Origin of the sequence: Roseburia inulinivorans DSM 16841 (assembly GCF_000174195.1) — a bacterium.
In the GTDB taxonomy this organism is placed as follows: domain Bacteria; phylum Bacillota; class Clostridia; order Lachnospirales; family Lachnospiraceae; genus Roseburia; species Roseburia inulinivorans.
This window is the reverse complement of record NZ_ACFY01000089.1, coordinates 1-22385: the sequence shown is the minus strand read 5'-3', so window position 1 is coordinate 22385 and position 22385 is coordinate 1. Positions and strand designations below refer to the sequence as shown.

General features: G+C 42.7%; 15 protein-coding genes. All 15 read left to right on the top strand.

Annotation, left to right across the window (positions count from 1 at the left end; genetic code table 11):
* The first annotated feature begins 38 nt into the window (after window positions 1-38).
* Window positions 39-1301, top strand: a complete 1263-nt coding sequence (locus tag ROSEINA2194_RS09620) for a Gfo/Idh/MocA family protein (protein ID WP_007886188.1) — start codon at window positions 39-41, stop codon at window positions 1299-1301.
* A 71-nt stretch (window positions 1302-1372) separates the two neighbouring features.
* Window positions 1373-3601 (top strand): alpha-galactosidase, encoded by a 2229-nt coding sequence (locus tag ROSEINA2194_RS09615; protein WP_044927570.1) that lies wholly within the window; start codon window positions 1373-1375, stop codon window positions 3599-3601.
* A 375-nt stretch (window positions 3602-3976) separates the two neighbouring features.
* On the top strand, window positions 3977-4558 hold the full coding sequence (locus ROSEINA2194_RS09610) for a manganese efflux pump MntP (RefSeq protein ID WP_007886184.1): 582 nt from the start codon (window positions 3977-3979) through the stop codon (window positions 4556-4558).
* A gap of 253 nt (window positions 4559-4811) precedes the next feature.
* The gene (locus tag ROSEINA2194_RS09605; protein WP_007886182.1) at window positions 4812-5780 is read left to right on the top strand and encodes a calcium/sodium antiporter; all 969 of its coding nucleotides are present in this window, start codon (window positions 4812-4814) and stop codon (window positions 5778-5780) included.
* 135 nt (window positions 5781-5915) lie between these two features.
* Complete coding sequence (locus ROSEINA2194_RS09600; protein ID WP_007886181.1) at window positions 5916-6932, top strand: ATP-binding protein; 1017 nt, start codon at window positions 5916-5918, stop codon at window positions 6930-6932.
* 135 nt (window positions 6933-7067) lie between these two features.
* Window positions 7068-7472: a zinc ribbon domain-containing protein gene (locus ROSEINA2194_RS09595; RefSeq protein WP_044927569.1), complete on the top strand. Its 405-nt coding sequence runs from the start codon at window positions 7068-7070 to the stop codon at window positions 7470-7472.
* 215 nt (window positions 7473-7687) lie between these two features.
* Window positions 7688-7885: a hypothetical protein gene (locus tag ROSEINA2194_RS09590; protein ID WP_044927568.1), complete on the top strand. Its 198-nt coding sequence runs from the start codon at window positions 7688-7690 to the stop codon at window positions 7883-7885.
* Between the two features lie 205 nt (window positions 7886-8090).
* A complete protein-coding gene (gene metG, locus ROSEINA2194_RS09585; RefSeq protein WP_007886173.1) occupies window positions 8091-10088 on the top strand; it encodes a methionine--tRNA ligase in 1998 nt (665 codons plus the stop codon).
* A 187-nt stretch (window positions 10089-10275) separates the two neighbouring features.
* Entirely contained in the window at window positions 10276-10968 is a 693-nt protein-coding gene (locus ROSEINA2194_RS09580; RefSeq protein WP_007886172.1) for a response regulator transcription factor, read from the top strand.
* Window positions 10969-10984: 16 nt separating this feature from the next.
* Window positions 10985-13078, top strand: coding sequence for a sensor histidine kinase (locus tag ROSEINA2194_RS09575; RefSeq protein WP_007886171.1), 2094 nt, complete (start codon window positions 10985-10987; stop codon window positions 13076-13078).
* The gene (locus ROSEINA2194_RS09570; protein ID WP_007886169.1) at window positions 13075-13716 is read left to right on the top strand and encodes an HAD family hydrolase; all 642 of its coding nucleotides are present in this window, start codon (window positions 13075-13077) and stop codon (window positions 13714-13716) included. Before ROSEINA2194_RS09575 ends, ROSEINA2194_RS09570 begins: the two co-directional genes overlap by 4 nt.
* A 177-nt stretch (window positions 13717-13893) precedes the next feature.
* A complete protein-coding gene (locus ROSEINA2194_RS09565; RefSeq protein ID WP_044927573.1) occupies window positions 13894-16185 on the top strand; it encodes a hydratase in 2292 nt (763 codons plus the stop codon).
* A 140-nt stretch (window positions 16186-16325) separates the two neighbouring features.
* Window positions 16326-17660, top strand: a complete 1335-nt coding sequence (locus ROSEINA2194_RS09560; protein ID WP_172727084.1) for an AI-2E family transporter — start codon at window positions 16326-16328, stop codon at window positions 17658-17660.
* Window positions 17661-17757: 97 nt separating this feature from the next.
* Window positions 17758-20370: a tetratricopeptide repeat protein gene (locus ROSEINA2194_RS09555; protein ID WP_007886164.1), complete on the top strand. Its 2613-nt coding sequence runs from the start codon at window positions 17758-17760 to the stop codon at window positions 20368-20370.
* A gap of 58 nt (window positions 20371-20428) precedes the next feature.
* Window positions 20429-22327, top strand: a complete 1899-nt coding sequence (gene glgB, locus ROSEINA2194_RS09550; protein ID WP_007886162.1) for a 1,4-alpha-glucan branching protein GlgB — start codon at window positions 20429-20431, stop codon at window positions 22325-22327.
* Window positions 22328-22385 lie beyond the last annotated feature (58 nt).

Below are 22385 nucleotides of genomic sequence, written 5' to 3'. Positions count from 1 at the left end.
TGAGGCATTTCAATCGTAAATAGGAAGGAAGAAAAACGATGAAACAGATAACCAGTATTTTAATCGGGGCAGGATTGAGAGGTGGTTATGTATACTCGCAGTATGCACTGGATCACCCAGATGAATTTAAAGTGATAGCTGTAGCAGAACCGGATCAGGAACGCAGGGAACTTTTTGCGGCAAAGCATAATATTCCAAAGGAACTACAATATGAATCCTATGAAGAATTATTACAACAGGACAAAATGGCAGATTGTGCTATGATCTGTACACAGGACAAAATGCACTATGAACCAGTTACTATGGCGATGCAAAAAGGGTATCATGTTCTTTGTGAAAAGCCGATGTCACCAGACAAAGAAGAAATTATAAAAATGGGAGCAATGGCAAAGAAATATGATCGAATATTATCTGTATGTCATGTTCTTAGATATTCTCCGTTTTTCTCTAAAATAAAAGAAATTCTGGAAGAGGGAAGAATTGGAAGGATGATGTCGATTCAGCATATCGAGGAAGTTGGATATTGGCACCATGCGCACAGTTTTGTAAGAGGAAATTGGAGAAACAAAGAAGAATCCAGTCCGATGATATTGCAGAAATGCTGTCATGATATGGATATTATGTTATGGTTGGCGGATAGTAAATGCAAAAAAATCAGTTCCTTTGGAGAACTTACATATTTTACGGAAGAAAATGCTCCGACAGGTGCGCCGGAATATTGTATGGACGGATGTGAACACAGAGATCAGTGCCCATTCTATGCACCGCGTTTTTATCTGGAACATCCAAAAGCTGTGGAAGATGGTCTTGTATATGCAGTAACTGATCAGGCAGATTCTGTGCATGTTCTGGAAGCGTTAAAGAAAGGTCCGTATGGAAGGTGTGTATTTCATTCGGATAATACAGTTGTAGATCATCAGACAGTGGACATAGAATTTGAAAATCAAGTTACAGCTTCATTTTTAATGACAGCATTTACAAATCAGTGCGCAAGAAGAATTCGAATTATGGGCACTAAAGGTGAATTAAAAGGTGATATGGAGTCAGGAACAATAGAAATCATAGATTTTGTAAGTGGAACAAATGATTTGATTCAACTTCATACGCCTTCAAAGGGACATAGCGGAAGTGATATGAGCATGATGCGAGAGTTTGTTCGTATGGTTGGAGAAGGAAAAACGGGAAAAACGGATGCATCAGTTTCTGTGGCGAGTCATCTGATGGCGCTTGCAGCTGAAGAAGCAAGAATTAGTAGATCAGTTATTGATTTTGAAGAATATAGTACTTATGAGATGAAATAAAACTGAAAAGATATAGAATAAACAGAAAAAGTGTACGACAGGTAAAATGCTAATAATAAGGAAAAATGTATATGAGAAATATTGTGTTTCACGACAAGACAAAGACATTTCATTTATATAATGAAAAAATAAGTTACATTATGTGCGTGTTGGAAAACGGACACATGGGGCAGATTTATTTTGGAAAGAAAATTCATGATAAGGAAGATTTTTCTTATCTGGTAGAGAAAATAGAACGTCCGATGACTTCATATATATATGAATGGGACAAAAGTTTTTCACTGGAGCATATTCGGCAGGAATATCCGGTATATGGAACAACAGATTATCGTCATCCTGCAATCGAATTATTACAGAAGAATGGAAGCAGAATTTCAGAATTTAAATATACCGGCTATGAGATTACAATGGGAAAGCCGAAGCTTCAGGGACTTCCTGCCATTTATGCAGAATCTGAGGAAGAAGCGGTGACACTCAGGATTTATTTGAGAGATTCTCTTACAGGAATTATACTGGAGCTGCTTTATACTATCTTTTCTGAATATGGAGCGATTGCAAGAAGTGTTTGCATAAAAAATGCAGGAAAAATGCCGTTACATTTACTTACAGCAATGAGTCTGAATCTGGATCTTCCGGATAAAGATTATATTTGGATGCAATTATCTGGTGCGTGGGCTAGAGAGCGGCATGTGAAGGTGAGGGCTCTGGAACAGGGGATTACAGCGATTGATAGTATGCGTGGGCATTCTTCGCATGAACAAAATCCGTTTATGGTTCTTAAAAGAAAAAACACAGATGAAGTTATGGGAGAAGCAATCGGATTTAGTTTTATTTATAGTGGGAATTTTAGAATTCAAGCAGAAGTGGATACACATGATATAACACGAATTACAGTAGGAATTAATCCAGATGGATTTGATTGGGAACTGGAACCCGGAGAAAGTTTTCAGACACCAGAAGCGGTGATGGTTTATTCAGATAACGGACTTAATGAGATGAGCCAGACATTTCATAAGTTATATGCAAAACGTCTTGCACGGGGATATTGGCGTGATCGTAGCAGACCAATATTGAATAATAATTGGGAAGCAACATATTTTGATTTTACAGAAGATCGTTTGGTAAAAATTGCAAAGAAAGCAAAGGAATGTGGTATTGAATTATTTGTGCTTGATGATGGATGGTTTGGAAATCGTAGAAGCGACCGTGCAGGGTTAGGGGATTGGATAGTAAACAAAAAGTTACTTCCAAATGGAATTGAAGGTTTGGCAGAGCGTATAGAAGAACTTGGCATGCAATTTGGTTTATGGATAGAACCGGAGATGATAAATAAGGATTCGAATTTGTATCGTCAACATCCAGATTGGATTTTACAAACCCCGGGAAGAACGGATTCACATGGGCGTTATCAATATGTACTAGATTTTTCAAGAAGAGAGATTGTTGATTATATTTATACAATGATTGCCAAGATTCTTTCAGAAGCAAAAATTTCGTATATAAAATGGGATATGAATAGGAGTATTACAGAATGTTATAGCATTGCCTATCCTGCGGAACGACAAGGCGAAATTTTCCATCGATATATACTGGGAGTGTATGACTTATATGAAAGACTGACATCAGAATTCCCCAAAGTTCTATTTGAGTCCTGTGCGAGTGGCGGTGGACGCTTTGATCCTGGAATGCTTTATTATGCACCGCAAGGATGGACCAGTGATGATTCTGATGCGATTGAAAGGTTGAAAATTCAATATGGAACCTCGATGTGTTATCCGATTAGCAGTATGGGAAGTCATGTTTCTGTAATACCGAATCATCAAGTTTTTCGAAATACACCATTGCATACAAGAGCAAATGTAGCTTATTTTGGTACATTTGGTTATGAGTTGGATTTGAATAAATTATCTGATTCTGAAATTGAAGAGGTAAAGGCACAAATCTTATTTATGAAAAAGTATCGTCAAATGCTACAATTTGGAACATTTTATAGATTGAAAAGTCCCTTTGAGGGAAATGAAACTATTTGGATGGTAGTTAATGAAGAAAAAACAACAGCACTAGTAGGATATTATCGTGTATTAAATGGCGTGAACATGCCATACAGCAGAATAAAATTGCAGGGACTTGATCCAGATAAACTTTATAAGAACGTGTTAGCAAATACAGAGAGCTATGGGGACGAGTTGATGAATTTAGGACTTATTACAACAGATGTGACAGCTGGTCAGGTTTCAGGAGATGCAAAGCCATGTACGGATTTTGAGTCAAGAATCTATATATTGCAAGAAAAAAGTTAATTGCAGCAAACAAAGCAAGAATTATTAAAAATATAATTAATAATTACGAAGGTAATAATGGGCGATGCTGTTATTGTAAATAAGGTAGATAAGGATAATTGATAAAAATTCGCAAAATACATTGACAAACACATTTGAATGCTATATATTTGTACAACAGTAGTTGGAAAATATAGTTTTTCCATACAAAAGAATAAATTCCGTGAGGGAGTAGTTCGCGTGAAGACGTGATTTGTCAACAAACCCGGTTTTATAACCTGGCAAATCTTAAAGAATGAGACTCATGTATGCCTGTTCCGGTAATACTATACCGGCAGGTATACGTGGAGTCTTTTTTATTTGTCTTTTTATGCGGCTGGGAAAAGGAGAAAAAATATGGCATTCGTGATCGAGTTGTTATTGATCGGAGTCGGTTTATCCATGGACGCATTTGCGGTAGCCGTCTGTAAGGGTCTTGCCATGCGCAAGGTAAACAAGAAACAGGCAGTTGTGATCGGATTATTTTTCGGAGGATTTCAGGCACTAATGCCATTCATCGGATGGGCGCTCGGAACACAGTTTGAAAGTTACATTACCAGAATTGACCATTGGATCGCATTCATCTTACTGGCACTCATCGGTGGCAAAATGGTGGTCGAAGGATACAGACTAGAAGAAGATGAAACAGTGAAGGAACTGGATCCACCTCTTGATCTAAAGGAAATGTTCCTACTTGCAATCGCAACCAGTATAGATGCGCTTGCAGTTGGTATCACGTTTGCGTTTTTGAATTATCCGATCGTGAAATGTATTACGATCATTGGTCTGACAACCTTCGTGCTATCCATTGTCGGTGTTGTTGTCGGGAATATGTTCGGAAGCAGATACCAGAAAAAAGCAGAGATCGCCGGAGGTATTATCTTAATCCTTATCGGTGTGAAAATTCTGTTCGAGCATCTGGGAATTCTTGTATTATAGTAGACAATTGCGAAACTCATGAGAACGTAAATTGAATTGTGAAAAATTAACAAAAGCTTGAGAAAACACTGGGGAGCGGTCGGTACTTAGAAGGCAGGTGCGATGCCAATCGTGACTGGCTTCTTAGTACCGTTACCAGCGACACGTAGCGAGAGCGTGTTTTCGAAAATTTTGTTAATTTTGAACAATTTAAAGAAGATTATGAGGAGTTTCGCAAATGCCTAAACAATTATAAAGAAAAGAGGAGAGAAACATGGAGATTTTAAAGTCAGCAGTTATTTTAGTGATCGGATTTGTATTGCTTATCAAAGGAGCAGATTATTTCGTAGAGGGCAGTTCCTCCGTGGCGAAAAAGTTTAAAGTCCCATCTTTGATCATCGGTATGACGATCGTGGCAATGGGAACAAGCTTACCGGAGCTTGCGGTCAGTGTTACCGCAGCCATGGCAGGGAACAATACACTCGCAGTCAGCAATGTGGCAGGATCCAATATTTTTAATCTGATGGTAGTCTGCGGTGCCTGTGCACTGTTTGCACCACTTGCCATTGAAAAGAATACATTGATGAAAGAGTTTCCGTTTTCGATTCTCTGTGCCGGTCTGCTTGTAGTTATGGGATATCTTGGAATGTCGTTAGGCCGCGTAGATGGTGTGATCCTGCTTGTGATTTTTGCCGTATACCTGTTCTGGATGATACAGTCTGCGAAAAAAGCAAGGACATCCGGTGATAAACTGGAAGCAGAAGAGGAGGCACTTGCCGAGGAAGAGATCAAAATCCTTCCGATGTGGAAATGCATGGTTTTTATTATTGGTGGAATGATCGCAATAAAGTTCGGCGGTGACTTTGTAGTCGATGGCGCATCTGCGATCGCAGCAGGATTCGGCTTAAGCCAGACACTGATCGGTCTTACAATCGTGGCACTTGGAACCAGCCTTCCGGAGTTAGTGACTTCTATTGTAGCTGCAAGAAAAGACGAAGTGGATATGGCACTCGGTAACGTGATCGGTTCCAACATTTTTAATATTTTACTGATCCTTGGTGTTGCAGCTGCGATCAGCCCGATCGCATTCCTCATGGAGAATATCATTGATATTATCATCCTGATCATCATGAGTGTGGTTGTATGGGGATTTGCATGGACATCCAGAAAAATCAACCGCACAGAAGGTATTATCATGCTTCTTATGTATGCGGTTTATATGGTGTATATCTGCATGCGGTAAAAGAAATAAAACGTCTTGACACAAACAGTAAAGAACAGTAAAATTATTGCAAAACAGTAAAAGACAGTAAAGAACAGTAAAACAATACAAGGACAGTAAACAAGAGTAAAGAACAGTAAAACTAAAGGGGCATATATGCAGAATCCATTTACGCTTACATTCGGAAAAAGTCCGCTCGAACCGGTGGAACGGCCGGTGCAGACAAATGAGATCGTGGATGCATTTACAGCAGAGTCTGTCAATCAGCAGATGTTTATTATCACAGGGGTACGTGGTTCAGGGAAAACCGTGATGATGACCGAGATCGCCAGAAGATTACGGGAGAAAGAAAACTGGGTAGTAATAGAACTCAATCCTTCTACGGATTTGTTACAGGCAATGCTGGCAAAATTAAATAGCAATAAAGTCTGTGCAGCAATTATAAAATCGGCAAAGATTGATCTTTCTTTTTTTGGTTTTGGGGTAGCAATCGAAGGAGTACCGGCGATCACAGATGCGGAGACTGCGATTATTACAATCTTAGAGAAAATGAAAAAGAGTGGGAAGAGACTGCTTGTTACCATTGACGAGGTCACAAACAACGATTTTATGAAAGTTTTTGCGGGATCCTTCCAGATCTTTGTGCGGCAGGATCTGCCAGTATTTTTGTTGGCAACAGGGTTATATGAGAATATCGATGAATTGCAAAATGAGAAAAACCTTACCTTTTTATACCGGGCACCTAAGATCCAGTTAAAGCCATTGAATCAGCTGGCGATCATCAATAAATATAAGAATATTTTTGGCACAGACCGTGATACGGCAGAAAAGATGGCGGAACTCACAAAAGGGTATCCATTTGCATTTCAGGTACTCGGTTATCTGACATGGAATCACAGTGGTCATTATGAGGTAGTAATAGATGAGTATGAACAGTATTTGAGTGAGTTTGTATACGATAAAATATGGTCAGAGTTATCGCAGAAGGATCGCATTGTGGCAAGGGGAATTGCCGAGACGGAAAGCGGAAAAATCAAAGAGATCCGGGAACATCTTGGCATGGAGACAAACGAGTTTAATCCCTACCGGAAAAGACTGATAAAAAAGGAATCGTTTCCGGCGAGACCAGAGGGTATGTATTTTTTACACTGCCGCTTTTCGAGAGATATGTGATCGATAATTCATGAGTGAAAACAGGCGAATACAATTCAGGCATTATGTCGTCCCCGTATTGTGTACACCGTGGAAAAAGCGTATAATACAAAGCACGAAATGGAAAGATATTATATACGGATGGAGGTAGTCATTATGTCATTTTTTGATGAGATGAAAGAGTCATTGGTATCAGCAGGAAAAGATGTATCCCAGAAGGCGAAGGAAGTATCCGGTGTTGCCAAGTTAAAATTAGACGTAAAGTCCAAAGAGGATTATGTAGAAAAACAGTATGCAGAACTGGGACGTACTTATTTTGATGCACACAGAGATGATGAGGAAAATGCCGAAAATGAACAGTTCAAAGTGATCAAAGAGGCATTGGCAGAGATCGAGCGCATGAAAACGGAGATCTTAAATCTTCAGGGTGCAGCAGAATGTCCAAACTGTGGAGCAAGAATGCCACAGGGAGCATCTTTCTGCAGCAGTTGTGGAACAAAAATGGCAGAGCCGGAGCATTTTACAGGCGAAGTTGTTGATGATGAGAAATTTGATGAATAAAGAAATTCATATCATTCGTTTACAGATAAGCGATGCGCAGAAAATGTAAAATTAAATGCAATAGCACGGAAACACCGAAAAACCAATGTATTCATTGACTTTTCAGTATTTCCGTGCTATTTTATGTGATAGGCGTTCAGCGTCTGATGTAACAGGACGCGATAATGCATACAATTATTTTAATATAAAACACAATGAAAAAGAGAGTACATGAAATGGAACTCAACAGATCATTTGTACAGATGGTCTTAGCAGAGAGGTTCCCGGGATATAGCAGGGCATCTGATTTTAACTCAGTAATATCAGATCCGCAGGATATCATGGTGCAAGGGAATGAGGAAAGCTTCATGGAACATGGCTTTGGAGTGGCAGGGCTGAACGGATGCAGAAAAGTGGCATGCGATAAGTTCTGACGGGACCGCCTGTTATAGCGGAGATGTTTTTGACAGAGACAGAAAATGGACTGGCAGAGAGTGTGCCGGCGGACAGAGTACGGTCAAAGACATATTGAGGTCTGTGCTGTGAGGTACAGATGAACTGAAGTGGTAACACGGAAACAACCCGTCTTCTAAGAGATTAGAGGATGGGATTTTTATTTTAAGGAAAGAGGTAGAGAGAATGAGCAATAAGGGAAAGTATTATATGACAACAGCGATTGCCTATACATCGGGCAAACCGCATATCGGAAATACTTACGAGATTGTACTTGCAGATGCGATCGCCAGATATAAAAGAGCAGAAGGTTATGATGTATATTTCCAGACAGGAACTGACGAGCACGGACAGAAGATTCAGGAAAAAGCAGAGGCAGCAGGTATTACACCAAAGGAATTCGTAGATGGAGTTGCAGGAGAGGTAAAAGCAATCTGGGATCTGATGAACACATCCTATGATAACTTTGTCCGCACTACAGATGCAGACCATGAAAAATGCGTAAAGAAAATCTTTAAAAAATTATACGATCAGGGAGATATCTATAAGGGAGCTTACGAGGGACTTTACTGTACACCATGTGAATCCTTCTGGACAGAGTCCCAGCTTGTAGATGGCAAATGCCCGGACTGCGGACGTGAAGTAAAACCGGCAAAAGAGGAAGCTTATTTCTTCAAAATGAGCAAATACGCAGACCGTCTGATCGATTACATTAACACACATCCTGAGTTTATCCAGCCGGTATCCCGTAAGAACGAGATGATGAACAACTTCTTACTTCCGGGCTTGCAGGATTTATGTGTATCCAGAACATCCTTCAGCTGGGGAATCCCGGTAGATTTTGATCCGAAGCATGTTGTTTATGTATGGCTTGACGCACTGACCAACTACATTACAAAAATTGGTTATGACCCGGATGGTTCTTCTGAGTTGTTTCAGAAAAACTGGCCTGCAGATTTACACTTAATTGGAAAGGATATCGTCCGTTTCCATACGATTTACTGGCCAATCTTCTTAATGGCATTGGATCTGCCATTGCCAAAACAGGTGTTTGGTCATCCATGGCTTTTACAGGGCGGCGATAAGATGAGCAAATCCAAAGGAAACGTGATCTATGCAGACGATATGGTAAGACTGTTCGGCGTAGACGCAACCCGTTACTTCGTCCTTCATGAGATGCCATTTGAAAATGACGGTGTCATCACATGGGAATTGGTAATTGAGAGATTCAATTCTGATCTTGCCAATATTTTAGGAAATCTGGTAAACAGGACGATCTCCATGAGCAACAAATATTTTGATGGTGTTGTAAGAAAAACTGGAGCAGCCGAAGAAGTCGATGAGGATTTAAAGGCTGTCGTTACCGGAACCAGAGACAAAGTGCAGGAGAAAATGGACAAACTCCGCGTGGCAGATGCAATCACCGCTGTATTTGACCTGTTCCGCCGCTGCAACAAATACATTGACGAGACGACTCCATGGGTACTTGCAAAAGATGAGGCAGACCATGACCGTCTTGCAGAGGTATTATACAATCTGACAGAGTCCATCACGATTGGAGCAGGATTACTGCACAGCTTCCTGCCGGAGACAGCAGAGAAGATCGTAAACCAGCTGAATACTACATTGCGCGATTATGACGATCTGGACAAATTCGGACTTTATGAGAGTGGAAGCAGAGTGACAGATACACCGGAAATCCTATTTGCACGTCTGGATGCAAAAGAGGTTATGCCGAAAGTGGAGGAGATCAAAGCAACCCAGAAAGCTGAGTTTGAGGCAGAACAGAAGAAACTTGCCGGAGAAACGGAAACAGCAGAAGAAGCGGAAGAATCCGCAATTGACATTGAACCGAAAGCAGAGATTGAGTATGATGATTTTATGAAGATGCAGTTTCAGGTAGGAGAGATCATTGCCTGCGAAGCAGTTCCAAAATCAAAGAAATTACTCTGCTCACAGGTGAAGATCGGAAGTCAGGTAAAACAGATCGTTTCCGGTATCCGCAAGCATTACACACCGGAAGAGATGGTTGGCAAAAAAGTCATGGTATTAGTGAACTTAAAACCGGCAAAACTTGCAGGTGTAGTCTCAGAGGGTATGTTACTCTGCGCAGAGGATGAGAACGGGGAACTTGCATTGATGGTTCCGGAGAAAAAGATGCCAAGCGGAGCAGAGATCTGCTAGAAAAACAGAAATTAAGACACAATTAAGATTTCTCTACTATTAAAATACTTTTTTAACTGCTAAAATAAAACTGTTCAGGCTGATAAACGCCGGACAGTTTTATTTTATTCATGTTTGCAGCAATGGACAGATTTGTCCGTAAAGCGGGAGACAGGCTGTTCACAGAAAAATATTGGGAGGATAGGACATGCAGACAATTTTAGTGTGTGATGATGATAAAGAAATTGTGGAAGCAATCGAGATCTATTTACAGCAGGAAGGCTTTCATGTGCTGAAGGCATATGATGGTGAAGAAGCGCTTGAGATATTGAAGAACAATGAAGTACATCTTCTGATCATGGATGTCATGATGCCGAAGCTGGACGGAATCCGTGCAACCCTGAAAATCCGTGAGAACAGCAGTATTCCGATCATCATTTTGTCAGCAAAAACAGAGGATTCAGACAAAATCTTAGGACTGAATATCGGGGCGGACGATTATGTAGAGAAACCGTTCAATCCGCTGGAACTGGTGGCAAGGGTAAAATCCCAGCTCCGCCGCTATACGCAGCTTGGAAATGCAGCAGAATCCGGTGACAGTATTTATACAGTTGGAGGTTTAAGCATCAATGACGATCTGAAGGAAGTGACGGTGGATGGCGAAGTGGTGAAGCTTACCCCGATCGAGTATAACATTCTTTTACTGCTGGTGAAGAATCAGGGAAAAGTATTTTCCATCAACCAGATTTATGAGAGCATCTGGAATGAGGATGCGATCGGAGCGGATAATACAGTGGCAGTACACATCCGCCATATCCGCGAGAAGATAGAGATTAATCCAAAAGAACCCCGCTATCTGAAAGTTGTATGGGGTGTTGGTTACAAAATTGATAAGAATTAAGAGTTAAGGAGCAATTATGGAGAGCCATCCTTATTCCTACGGAACAAAACTGACGGGTCTGATCCTGCATCTGTTTTTTACAGTGGTTTTAACGATAGCAGTATTTTTGCTGGCATCCATGCTTAGTAAAAATATTTTTGAGTTGTCAGACGTTGGAACAGAACAGTTTCTGGATTCCGGGTATTACACAAAATGTATTGAAAAAAAATGTGATGACCTGAGCGATTACCTGCGTCTGCTGATCAAAGGTGAAAGCCGTACTTCAGAGGAGAACAGGCGTTATCTGCAATACACCAATGAGTTTAAGAGTGGTGAGAGTAATTTCTGCTATTGGTACAGGATTGGTGAGGCGTGGTACACAAATCAGCCGGACACGAAGGAAGGACAGGAGTTTGACGTGGAAGCTGTGCTGATGGAGGCGAAGACCATGGGAAATTACCTGATCTATGATCTTGTGGACAAAGAATTTGGCACTGACATTAACGGCATGGCAGACTACTTCTTTGGCGGCGGAAATCAGATGCTCTGGCCTGCAGATGATATGACACTGATCATCGGGATCGATACGGAGCTGTCTGCAGAAGATGATATTTATGAGGCATCCCGGGAGTACGAACAGCTTCATCCATGGATCAAGGTCTGTATTTTCTGTGGTCTGGTCAGTCTGATGGGATGGATCATCTCACTGGTTTATCTGACTTTGGCAACCGGACGCCGCACAGGTGAGGAGAAAATCCATCTGAATCCGATCGATAAGATCAAGACGGAGATCCTGGTGGCGGCTTTTATTTTTATGATGGCAGAGCTTGTGATCCTCATTGCCAAAGTAAACAGTGAGGAATGGGCTGTTTACGGGATCATTGTAGCATCGGGAACCGTGAGTCTTGTGATCGACGGATTATTCCTGATCTTTTATCTGAGCATGGTGCGCAGAATGAAAGTGGAGATGCTCTGGGAGACAAGCGTTGCGTGCTGGCTCGAAAGAGGCATCCGCAAAGTATTTGCCAGACAGAAAACAACGGTGCGTGTGCTGCTGCTATTTGCAGGACACATGGCTGTCTGCTTCATATTGGCGGTCGGTGCATTTTACTATCGGAGCATGACTGCACTGGTGCTGCTGCTCTTATTTTCAGCGGGAGAGTGTTACATGATTCTGCGAAAGGCAGTGGAGCAGTATCAGATCCGGCTGGGTGTGGAAAAGATCAGGGATGGAGCGCTTTCCGGGAAAATTGACATTGAACAGTTGCACGGCGAGGAGAAAAGTCTTGCGGAGGCGATCAATAACATTGGAGAAGGTCTTTTACATGCAGTGGATGACAGCACCAAAAATGAACGCATGAAGGCAGATCTTATCACAAATGTATCTCATGATATCAAAACACCACTGACATCAATTATTAATTATGTAAACCTGATGAAGCTGGAAAAAATTGATAATGAGCGTGTGCAGGGATATATTAAGATTCTGGATGAAAAATCACAGCGGTTAAAGCAGCTTACAGCGGATCTTGTGGAGGCATCTAAGATCAGTTCCGGTAATGTGAAACTTGACATGCAGGTCATTGATCTTGTAGAACTTGTCTATCAGACGAGTGGAGAGTTTAATGAAAAGTTTGAGCAGAAGGAGCTTACGATTGTAACAAAACTTCCAAAAACAGCCGTGCTCATCCGCGCAGATGGCAGACAGCTTTACCGCGTGATCGAAAATCTTTATAATAATGTTGCAAAGTATGCACTGGAAAAAACAAGGGTGTATGTGGATATTGCATATGTGGAAGAAAAGGTTGTCTTTTCCATTAAGAATGTATCAGAACATTCCCTTGCAAGGGAGAACAGCAATGCCGGAGATCTGACGGAACGTTTTATCCGCGGGGATTCGTCGAGAACGACCGAGGGAAGTGGTCTGGGACTTTCCATCGCAAAGAGCCTTACGGTTTTAATGGGTGGAGTGTTTGACATTAAGGTGGATGGTGATCTGTTTAAGGCATCTATTACATTCCCACAATATGTAGACGAGAACAGCAGTAATCCGAAAATGGAAGAGCCGGCAAGCGAAGATGATTACGAGATTGAAGAATTAGAACCAGAGGAGAGAACAGAGAAAGAATGATAAAAGCAGTTATTTTTGACATGGATGGCGTGCTAATTGACACAGAAAAATGGTTGAATATATACTGGCAGCAGGCGGCAAAAGAGGCGGGATTTCATTTTACCAGAGAGCATGGACTTGCAATCCGCAGCCTTGCAACAAAGTATACAGGACCTTATCTGCAAAAGATATTTGGACCGGAATTTGATTATGAAGCAATCCGGGCGAGACGCAAACAGCTCATGAAAGAACATATTGAGAAAAATGGGATTGAGAAAAAGCCGGATGTGGATGAAATCCTGGATTATCTCCGCTCAAAGAACATCAAGACTGCCGTTGCAACAGCAACGGATCCGGAACGTACAAAACAGTATCTCACACAGATTGGTATCTACGATAAATTTGATCAGCTTGTGAGCGCCACAACCGTAGAGAACGGAAAACCGGAGCCTGACGTGTACCTTTATGCATGTGAGCAGATTGGGGAGAAACCAAAGGATTGCATTGCGGTGGAAGATTCGCCAAATGGAATCTTATCTGCATACCGCGCAGGGCTTTCTGTTGTGATGGTGCCGGATCTCGCAGAACCGGACGAGGAGACAGCAAAACTTCTGTATGCAAAATTTGATACACTCGCCGGATTGAAAACAATCATTTAGAAGAGAAAGAACTTTGGGGATTCCCGGAGTTCTTTTTTAAATGCATAAAACAATTGATTTATTAATTTAGTGTATGAAAGTCTTGATTTTTACAGGGAGTATCTTTATAATTCATATAAAAGCGCGAAAGACGAGTTGAGTTAGAAAGCTTCGCCGGAGATTGGGATGGAGGAACGTATGAAATTATATGATAGTGGCGTTTACCTTGTAAACGGAAAAGAAATTATGACGGACGCGACAGAGGTACAGCAGAAGACGGGAAAAGCTGTCACGAAAGAGCAGGCTGCCGAAAATACCATCGCTTATGGTATTTTGAAAAAACATAATACTTCAGGAAACATGGACAAGCTTCAGGTTAGATTTGACAAGCTTACCTCACATGATATTACATTTGTAGGAATCATTCAGACCGCAAGAGCATCTGGCTTAGAGCGTTTTCCAATGCCATACGTCCTGACAAACTGCCATAACAGTTTATGTGCAGTCGGTGGTACGATCAACGAAGATGACCACATGTTTGGACTTACCTGTGCAAAAAAATACGGTGGAGTTTATGTTCCACCGCATCAGGCAGTGATCCATCAGTTTGCAAGAGAGATGTTAGCAGAGAGCGGAGCCATGATCTTAGGATCTGATTCCCATACCCGCTACGGTGCATTGGGAACCATGGCAGTCGGCGAAGGCGGACCGGAGCTTGTAAAACAGTTACTGAACAAAACATACGATATTGATATGCCGGGCGTTGTAGGTGTTTACCTGACCGGAACACCACAGAAAGGGGTTGGACCTCAGGACGTTGCCCTTGCCATTATCGGTGAAGTGTTTGATAAAGGTTATGTGAAGAATAAAGTCATGGAATTTGTGGGACCGGGTGTGTCGAACTTAAGCGTTGATTTCCGTATCGGCGTGGACGTTATGACGACCGAGACGACCTGCCTTTCCTCTATCTGGAGAACCGATGAAAAGGTACAGGATTTCTATGCGATCCATGGAAGACCGCAGGCATACAAAGAGCTGAATCCGGGGGATGTGGCTTACTATGATGGAATGATCGAGATTGACCTCGGTCAGATCAAACCAATGATCGCAATGCCATTCCATCCAAGCAACACTTATACCATCGAAGAGCTGAATGCAAATCTGATGGATATTCTGGACGACTGCGAGAAACGTGCAGAAGTCAGCTTCGACGGAGCTGTAAAATTAGATTTAAAGAGCAAAGTAAGAAACGGAAAGCTTTATGTAGATCAGGGAATTATTGCGGGCTGTGCCGGCGGTGGATTTGAAAATATCTGTGATGCCGCAGACATTTTAAAAGGTGCGAGCATCGGACCGGATGAGTTTACATTGAGCGTATATCCGGCAAGTACCCCGATTTACATGGAACTTGTAAAAAATGGTGCAGTGGCAAGCCTCATGGAGACAGGAGCGATCGTCAAAACAGCGTTCTGCGGTCCTTGCTTTGGTGCTGGAGATACTCCTGCAAACAACGCATTCTCCATCCGCCACTCTACAAGAAACTTCCCGAACCGCGAAGGTTCCAAGGTCCAGAAGGGACAGGTTGCATCCGTTGCGCTTATGGATGCAAGATCCATTGCAGCAACTGCAGCAAATAAGGGATATTTGACCGCAGCTACCGATCTGGATGTAAATTATACAAAACCGAAATACTTCTTCGACAAGAAGATTTACGAGAACCGCGTCTTTGACAGCAAGGGAGTGGCTGATCCAAGTGTGGAGATCCAGTTTGGACCAAATATCAAAGACTGGCCGGCAATGAGTGCATTACCGGAGCATATGGTATTAAAGGTTGTTTCAGAGATTCACGATCCGGTTACGACAACTGACGAGCTGATCCCGTCCGGAGAGACTTCCTCCTTCCGGTCCAATCCGCTTGGACTGGCAGAGTTTGCACTTTCCAGAAAAGATCCGCTCTATGTGGGACGTGCAAAAGAGATCCAGAAGGCAGAGAAGGCAGTGGAAGCCGGAGAGTGTCCGATTGAGGCTGTGCCGGAATTGCAGGCAGTGATCGATACGATCAAGACGGTTTATCCTGATTTTGGTGAGAAAGCAAGAAAAGAGAAAGGCTATGCAGGATTTGGAAGTACCATTTTTGCAGTGAAACCGGGGGACGGTTCTGCGCGTGAGCAGGCTGCTTCCTGTCAGAAGGTACTCGGAGGCTGGGCGAACATTGCGAATGAGTATGCAACCAAACGTTATCGTTCCAATCTGATCAACTGGGGCATGCTGCCATTCATTATCGGAAAAGGTGATCTTCCATTTGAAAATCTGGATTATCTCTTTATTCCGGAAATCAGAAAAGCTGTTGAGAACAAGCAGTCTGAAATTCAGGCTTACGCAGTGAAAGACGGCGCATTAAAACCATTCAGCCTTCATATGGATGCCCTGACGGATGATGAGAGGGAGATCATTTTAAAAGGCTGTCTCATCAATTACTACCGTGGTTAATTTATAAATCTAAAAAGATAATAAAAACAGAGGCCTGCTTAGTGACAGACCTCTGTTTTTGCGTTAGAATGAGAGTATAAATTACGCTTAGAAGCGCATGTTTGCACAAGCCGTTTCCGGCAGAAAAAGGAGAGCTTAAGTTGGAAGAACTAAAACAAAACGAACAGATACAGACACCGAAGACAAAAAAGACAGATGAATTTCATTTGAAACAGATCACGATCATAGCGCTTGCTATTTTTATCACATTCTGCTGCTGCATTTTATTTTTCTTTGTCATATACCGTTATAACGGGTTTACAGATTTCTGGAAGAAACTGACATATATTTTACAGCCGGTCATTATCGGACTGGTTGTGGCATATCTTCTGAATCCGTTGATGAAACTCATAGATGGAAAGTTATTTTCCCTGTTTAAAGGAAAGATGAAGAGTGAGAAAAAAGCGAAAAAAATATCAAGAGGGCTGGCAATCGCAGGTGCACTGCTGTTTTTGGTAGGCATCATTGTCCTGCTGATCGCTGCGATCGTTCCATCCATCATCCAGAGCATACAGGGCATCATATCCACACTCCCTGCTGAGGTGCGTTCGCTTGTTGACTGGATCAATGATATCGCCAAGGGAGACAGCCAGATAGCGGACATTGCGGAAGAAGTAATCACACAGGCGGGTAACTTCTTTGAAAACTGGATGAAAAACACGCTGCTTCCACAGGCAGAAGTCTATATCTCTTCCATTACCAGCGGAGTGATCACCGGAGTAAAATTTGTGATCAATATTCTGGTCGGACTTATCATCTCTGTGTATGTTATGGCGAGTCAGGAGAAGTTTGCAGGTCAGGCGAAGAAAATCATTTATGCTATTTTTAAACCGGTCAGAGCCAATGTTGTAGTAGAGACTGTGCGGAAGAGCAACGAAATCTTTGGCGGATTTATCAGTGGAAAAATTTTAGATTCTGCCATTATCGGTGTGATTGCCTATATCGTGCTTGCGATCATGAAAATGCCGGATACCATGCTGGTGGCTGTGATCATTGGTGTGACCAATATTATTCCGTTTTTTGGACCTTTTATCGGGGCGATCCCATCCTTTATCATTATTGTTTTACAGAATCCGGTACAGGGATTATATTTCCTGATTTTTGTTATCATTTTACAACAGGTAGACGGAAATATTATCGGACCGAAGATCCTCGGAGATTCCACCGGGCTTTCCTCTTTCTGGGTTGTATTTGCCATTCTCGTATTTGGCGGTCTGTGGGGCTTTCCTGGAATGCTGCTTGGTGTGCCGATCATGGCAGTGATTTATTATATTGTTTCCAATGTTGTCACATATTCCCTGAAAAAGCGTGGGATCCCGGAAACGGAGATAGATTATGTCAACCTTGACCGCATCGATAAGCACACCAATCAGCCGGTTTATGAGACCACGGAAAAGAACAAAAAACAGGATGAAAAATCGGCAGGGGAAGCATGATAATTTTTGACATCTAATTGTGCCTATGATAAACTAAAAGGTATCATAGACAAAGTGAAAAAGGTAATGGATCATTACGTGAAATGCACAGTTTGAGGTGGCAGAATTGGATAAATATGAATACAAATTAAAGCTGGATCAGATGAAATCACTCACAGCCGAGGGGAAATACGAAGAGGCGGCTGAGATTGCGGATACTATCAACTGGCGTAAGATAAAGAACATTAACGCTCTGGTAAAAGTAGGAGAGATTTACGAGAAAGTAGGGCGTTACGATGAGAGCAAGGATGTTTTGCTGACGGCTTATGACAAGTCGCCGATCGGCAGAATGATCATTTATCGTCTTGCAGAGGTTGCAGTCAGGACAAAGAGTTTTGATGAGGCAAAAGAGTATTATCAGGAGTTTGTGGAGATTGCACCTCATGATAATTTAAAATACGTGTTAAAGTATGAGATAAGCAAAGCGCAGGGTGCAGATATTGGCACCCTTATTGGCATTTTAGAAGAACTCAAAGAGCAGGAGTATTCGGAAGAGTGGGCATATGAGCTTGCATATCTGTATCATAAGGCCGGTATGAGCGAGAAATGTATCGATGCCTGCGACGAACTGATCTTATGGTTTGGTGATGGCCCATATGTAGAACGCGCATTAGAATTAAAGATGTTATACCAGCCACTGACAAAACAGCAGGAAGACAAGTACCGCACATTCCGTCAGAGACATGACGGTGTTGTGGAAGTGAGACCGGAAGATCCGTTAGAATCTGGAGAGATCGTACCGGAACCGGTGCAGATCAAAGATGTGAAGATGTCTGCGGAGCGCTTTAACACACAGAATCTGCAGGAAGAACTTCAGAGAAGTATGCAGGAGATCATGAATGCCACAGAAAAAGAGGCAGTCAATGATACGATGGATAACATTAAGAAACTGGTAGAGGATATTCCGTATCTCCAGATTCCATCCGAGAAAGAAGAAGAGCCACAGGAAGAAGAGGTTTACCAGCATATTGAGACAGATGAGGAGATTGACAATTCTTTAAAATCCAATTTCCAGGAGATGTTAGTGGATGAGGATGGACAGATGAGCCTTTATATGCAGGGAGGCAGAGTGGCAGAGCCGCAGGTATCCGGACAGATGAGCATTGAGGATGTGCTTGCTGAATGGGAAAAGACCAAGCGTGCCGCAGAGGCAGCCTTGCAGGAAGCAGAGCAGAGAAAACTCGAGTCTGCAAAGGCGAGAGCACTTCAGGAAGCGGAAGAACTGCTGGGGCGGCTTGCGGATGTCATTCCAATGCTTGATTCCGGCTTGACGCCGAAGGATCTTCTGGATCAGAAATACTTAAGCAAAGACGGACAGCCGAACGACAGTGCAGTCTCCATGGTTACGAACATGAACCAGTTTTTACAGCAGGAGATCGACCGCCTCAGCGATGAAAATGCACAGATGGATGAACAGCTCGCAGCTGTCGGGGCATCTCCGGTTGGAGATTACATGGCAAACGCCGGTGTGGCTGCGGAAGACGCAGCACAGAACGTTGTGGCAGCCGGTGTACAGGAATTAATGGCAGAGGAAGAACTTCCGGAAATCGCAATGCCGGAAGGATTGGATGATATTGACAATCAGTGGGAGGATGAGGACTTCGAGGAGCTGGATGCAGAAGTTCCACAGGAGAATGCCGCATCCCTTGCAGAACACACAGCAGAGCAGACCAAACCGGAAGCGTTAGCAGAAGCGGACGACACAATGGAGGCAGGCACATCTGCGGAAGATGTGGAAGCAGCTATTTTAGCAGAGACTGCGCGCCAGATGGCAAAAGAATCAGTGGAAAAAGAAGAATTACCGGAGATTGAGCTGCCAGGGGACTTAGACCTTGGAAAAGAGGAAACAGCAGAAGAGATTCTTCCTGCCATTGCGGAACCGGAGGCATTTGAAGTTCCGGATACGATCAGTAAGCTTTCCAAAGAATTAAGAGAAATCTTTACATATTTTGTTCCAATCACGGGTATGGAAGAACAGCTCTGTCAGGCACTTACAGGTGTATCCCAGCATCTGACGAAGGGAGCGACAGCTGGAACCGGAAATATGATCATACAGGGCGGTTCCGGAAGCGGTAAGACAGTGCTTGCGACGAGTATGATCAAGGCATTACAGAAAGAAACCGGAAAGCCAAACGGCAAGATCGGCAAGATCGAAGCATCTGTCCTCAATCAGAAGGATGTTGCAGCATTGCTGAAAAAAGTAGCCGGTGGCTGTCTGATCATCGAAAAAGCCGGAGATCTGTCCCGCGAGACAGCGTTAAAACTTTCTCTTTTATTAGAACAGGATACAAGTGGAGTGCTTGTGATCATTGAGGATACAAAACACGGAATCCAGAAGGCTTTATCCAGAGATGATGGATTTGCAGCGAAGTTTTCTGAGAAGATCAATATTCCTATTTTTACCAGTGATGAGCTGGTTTCGTTTGCAAAATCTTACGCAAATGAATTGGGATATACCATTGATGAGATGGGTGTGCTGGCGCTGTATAACAGCATCAGTAATATTGAGCACGCTGACAGGGAGACAACCCTGACAGAGGTAAAAGAGATCGTCGATAAAGCAGTAGCACATTCAGAAAAGGGTGGTTTGAAAAAGGCGTTCAGCATTATCACATCCAGAAGATATGATGAGGATGATTACATTATCTTACGGGAGAAAGATTTTGACTAAAGAAGAAAACCACAGTGAGTCTGCGGTTTAGAGATAGAAGTGAAGAGGGGTAGGGATTATGGCGAATTTTACTGAATTAGACCGCTATCTGTTCGGTCAGGCGACACATTACGATATTTATCGGAAGCTGGGGGCACATTTTGCAGAGGTAAAGGGAGTAAAGGGAGTATACTTCGACCTGTGGGCACCGAATGCGGAAAGAGTTTTCTTGATCGGCTCATTTAACGGATGGAATGAGACGGCAAATGAGATGACACGCCTGAAACCGGAGACAATGGGGATTTACGAATTGTTCATTCCGGGATTGAAGGAGGGGGAGCTATATAAGTATCTGATCGAGACAAAAGATGGCAAGCGTCTTTATAAGGCAGATCCTTATGCAAATTATGCAGAACTCCGGCCGGGAACAGCATCTGCGATTGCGGATATTGAACATTTTAAATGGACAGACAGCAAGTGGATGGAGAATCGTAAAAAAGAAGAGGATGTGTATGCACAGCCGATGGCAATCTACGAGGTTCATCCGGGCTCCTGGAAACGTCATCCGGGCAGGGATGATGAAGGATTTTACAGTTACAGGGATCTCGTAACCTATCTGATCCCATATGTAAAAGAAATGGGGTACACACACATTGAGCTGATGGGTATTTCGGAGTATCCGTTTGATGGTTCCTGGGGATATCAGGTGACCGGATATTATGCACCGACTTCCCGCTACGGAAAACCTGAGGACTTTGCATATTTTATCAACGAGTGCCACAAGAATAAAATCGGTGTGATCCTGGATTGGGTACCGGCGCATTTTCCAAAAGATGCCCATGGACTGGCAGAGTTTGATGGTACATGCCTGTATGAGTATGCAGATCCAAGAATGGGAGAGCATCCGGACTGGGGAACCAAGATTTTTGATTATGGCAAAAATGAGGTGAAGAACTTCCTGATCGGCAGTGCGCTGATGTGGGTAGAACACTATCATATTGATGGTCTCCGTGTGGATGCGGTTGCCTCTATGTTATATCTGGATTATGGAAAAGAAGAAGGACAGTGGGTCCGCAATAAATATGGCGATAATAAGAATCTGGAAGCCATTGAGTTCTTTAAGCATATTAACACATTGATTCTGGGACGTAACCACGGAGCGGTGATGATCGCAGAGGAATCTACTGCATGGCCGAAAGTGACCGGACCGGTGGAAGAGGACGGACTGAACTTCAGTTATAAATGGAATATGGGATGGATGCATGACTTCCTTGATTATATGAAGTTAGACCCATATTTTAGAAAAAATAATCATCATAAAATGACATTTGCCATGAGTTATAATGCGAGCGAACATTATATCCTGGTGTTATCTCATGACGAAGTGGTACATTTAAAATGCTCTATGCTCAATAAGATGCCTGGACTTGGAAGAGACAAATTCCAGAATCTTATGGCTGGTTATGCCTTTATGCTTGGGCATCCCGGCAAAAAACTTCTGTTTATGGGACAGGAATTTGCCCAGCTTCAGGAGTGGAGTGAGGAGAGAGAGTTAGACTGGTATCTCCTCGAGAACCCGGATCATAAACATATGCAGGACTGGGTAAAAGCACTCCTCCACTTATACCAGAAGAATCCGTGTCTTTATGAATTAGACGGCAATTGGGATGGCTTTGAGTGGATCAATGCGGATGACGCAGACCGCAGCATTTACAGTTTTGTCCGTAAGAGTAAAGATGGAAAGAACAATATGCTGTTTGTATGTAACTTTACTCCGGTTGCCCGCCCGGATTACCGTGTCGGCGTGCCAAAGAAAAAGACCTATAAACTTGTCTTGGACAGTGATGCTGCTGAATTTGGCGGTGAAGGAATTGAAAAACCGGTATCCTACAAAGCTGTGAAATCAGAGTGCGATGGAAGAGCGTTCTCCTTTGCATATCCACTTTCCGGCTATGGAATTGCAGTGTTCAAATATTAAGCCGGAGGTTAACGGACGTAGTGTCGCAGATTCTGTGGTGCTTTTATAGGTTGTGACA

Bases quoted from the DNA above. Each gene is read 5' to 3' on its own strand.
- ROSEINA2194_RS09580 (WP_007886172.1), top strand. From the start codon at position 10,276: ATGCAGACAATTTTAGTGTGTGATGATGATAAAGAAATTGTGGAAGCA.
- ROSEINA2194_RS09610 (WP_007886184.1), top strand. From the start codon at position 3,977: ATGGCATTCGTGATCGAGTTGTTATTGATCGGAGTCGGTTTATCCATG.
- ROSEINA2194_RS09590 (WP_044927568.1), top strand. From the start codon at position 7,688: ATGGAACTCAACAGATCATTTGTACAGATGGTCTTAGCAGAGAGGTTC.
- ROSEINA2194_RS09595 (WP_044927569.1), top strand. From the start codon at position 7,068: ATGTCATTTTTTGATGAGATGAAAGAGTCATTGGTATCAGCAGGAAAA.
- ROSEINA2194_RS09600 (WP_007886181.1), top strand. From the start codon at position 5,916: ATGCAGAATCCATTTACGCTTACATTCGGAAAAAGTCCGCTCGAACCG.
- ROSEINA2194_RS09615 (WP_044927570.1), top strand. From the start codon at position 1,373: ATGAGAAATATTGTGTTTCACGACAAGACAAAGACATTTCATTTATAT.
- ROSEINA2194_RS09575 (WP_007886171.1), top strand. From the start codon at position 10,985: ATGGAGAGCCATCCTTATTCCTACGGAACAAAACTGACGGGTCTGATC.
- ROSEINA2194_RS09605 (WP_007886182.1), top strand. From the start codon at position 4,812: ATGGAGATTTTAAAGTCAGCAGTTATTTTAGTGATCGGATTTGTATTG.
- ROSEINA2194_RS09620 (WP_007886188.1), top strand. From the start codon at position 39: ATGAAACAGATAACCAGTATTTTAATCGGGGCAGGATTGAGAGGTGGT.
- ROSEINA2194_RS09570 (WP_007886169.1), top strand. From the start codon at position 13,075: ATGATAAAAGCAGTTATTTTTGACATGGATGGCGTGCTAATTGACACA.
- glgB (WP_007886162.1), top strand. From the start codon at position 20,429: ATGGCGAATTTTACTGAATTAGACCGCTATCTGTTCGGTCAGGCGACA.
- metG (WP_007886173.1), top strand. From the start codon at position 8,091: ATGAGCAATAAGGGAAAGTATTATATGACAACAGCGATTGCCTATACA.
- ROSEINA2194_RS09565 (WP_044927573.1), top strand. From the start codon at position 13,894: ATGAAATTATATGATAGTGGCGTTTACCTTGTAAACGGAAAAGAAATT.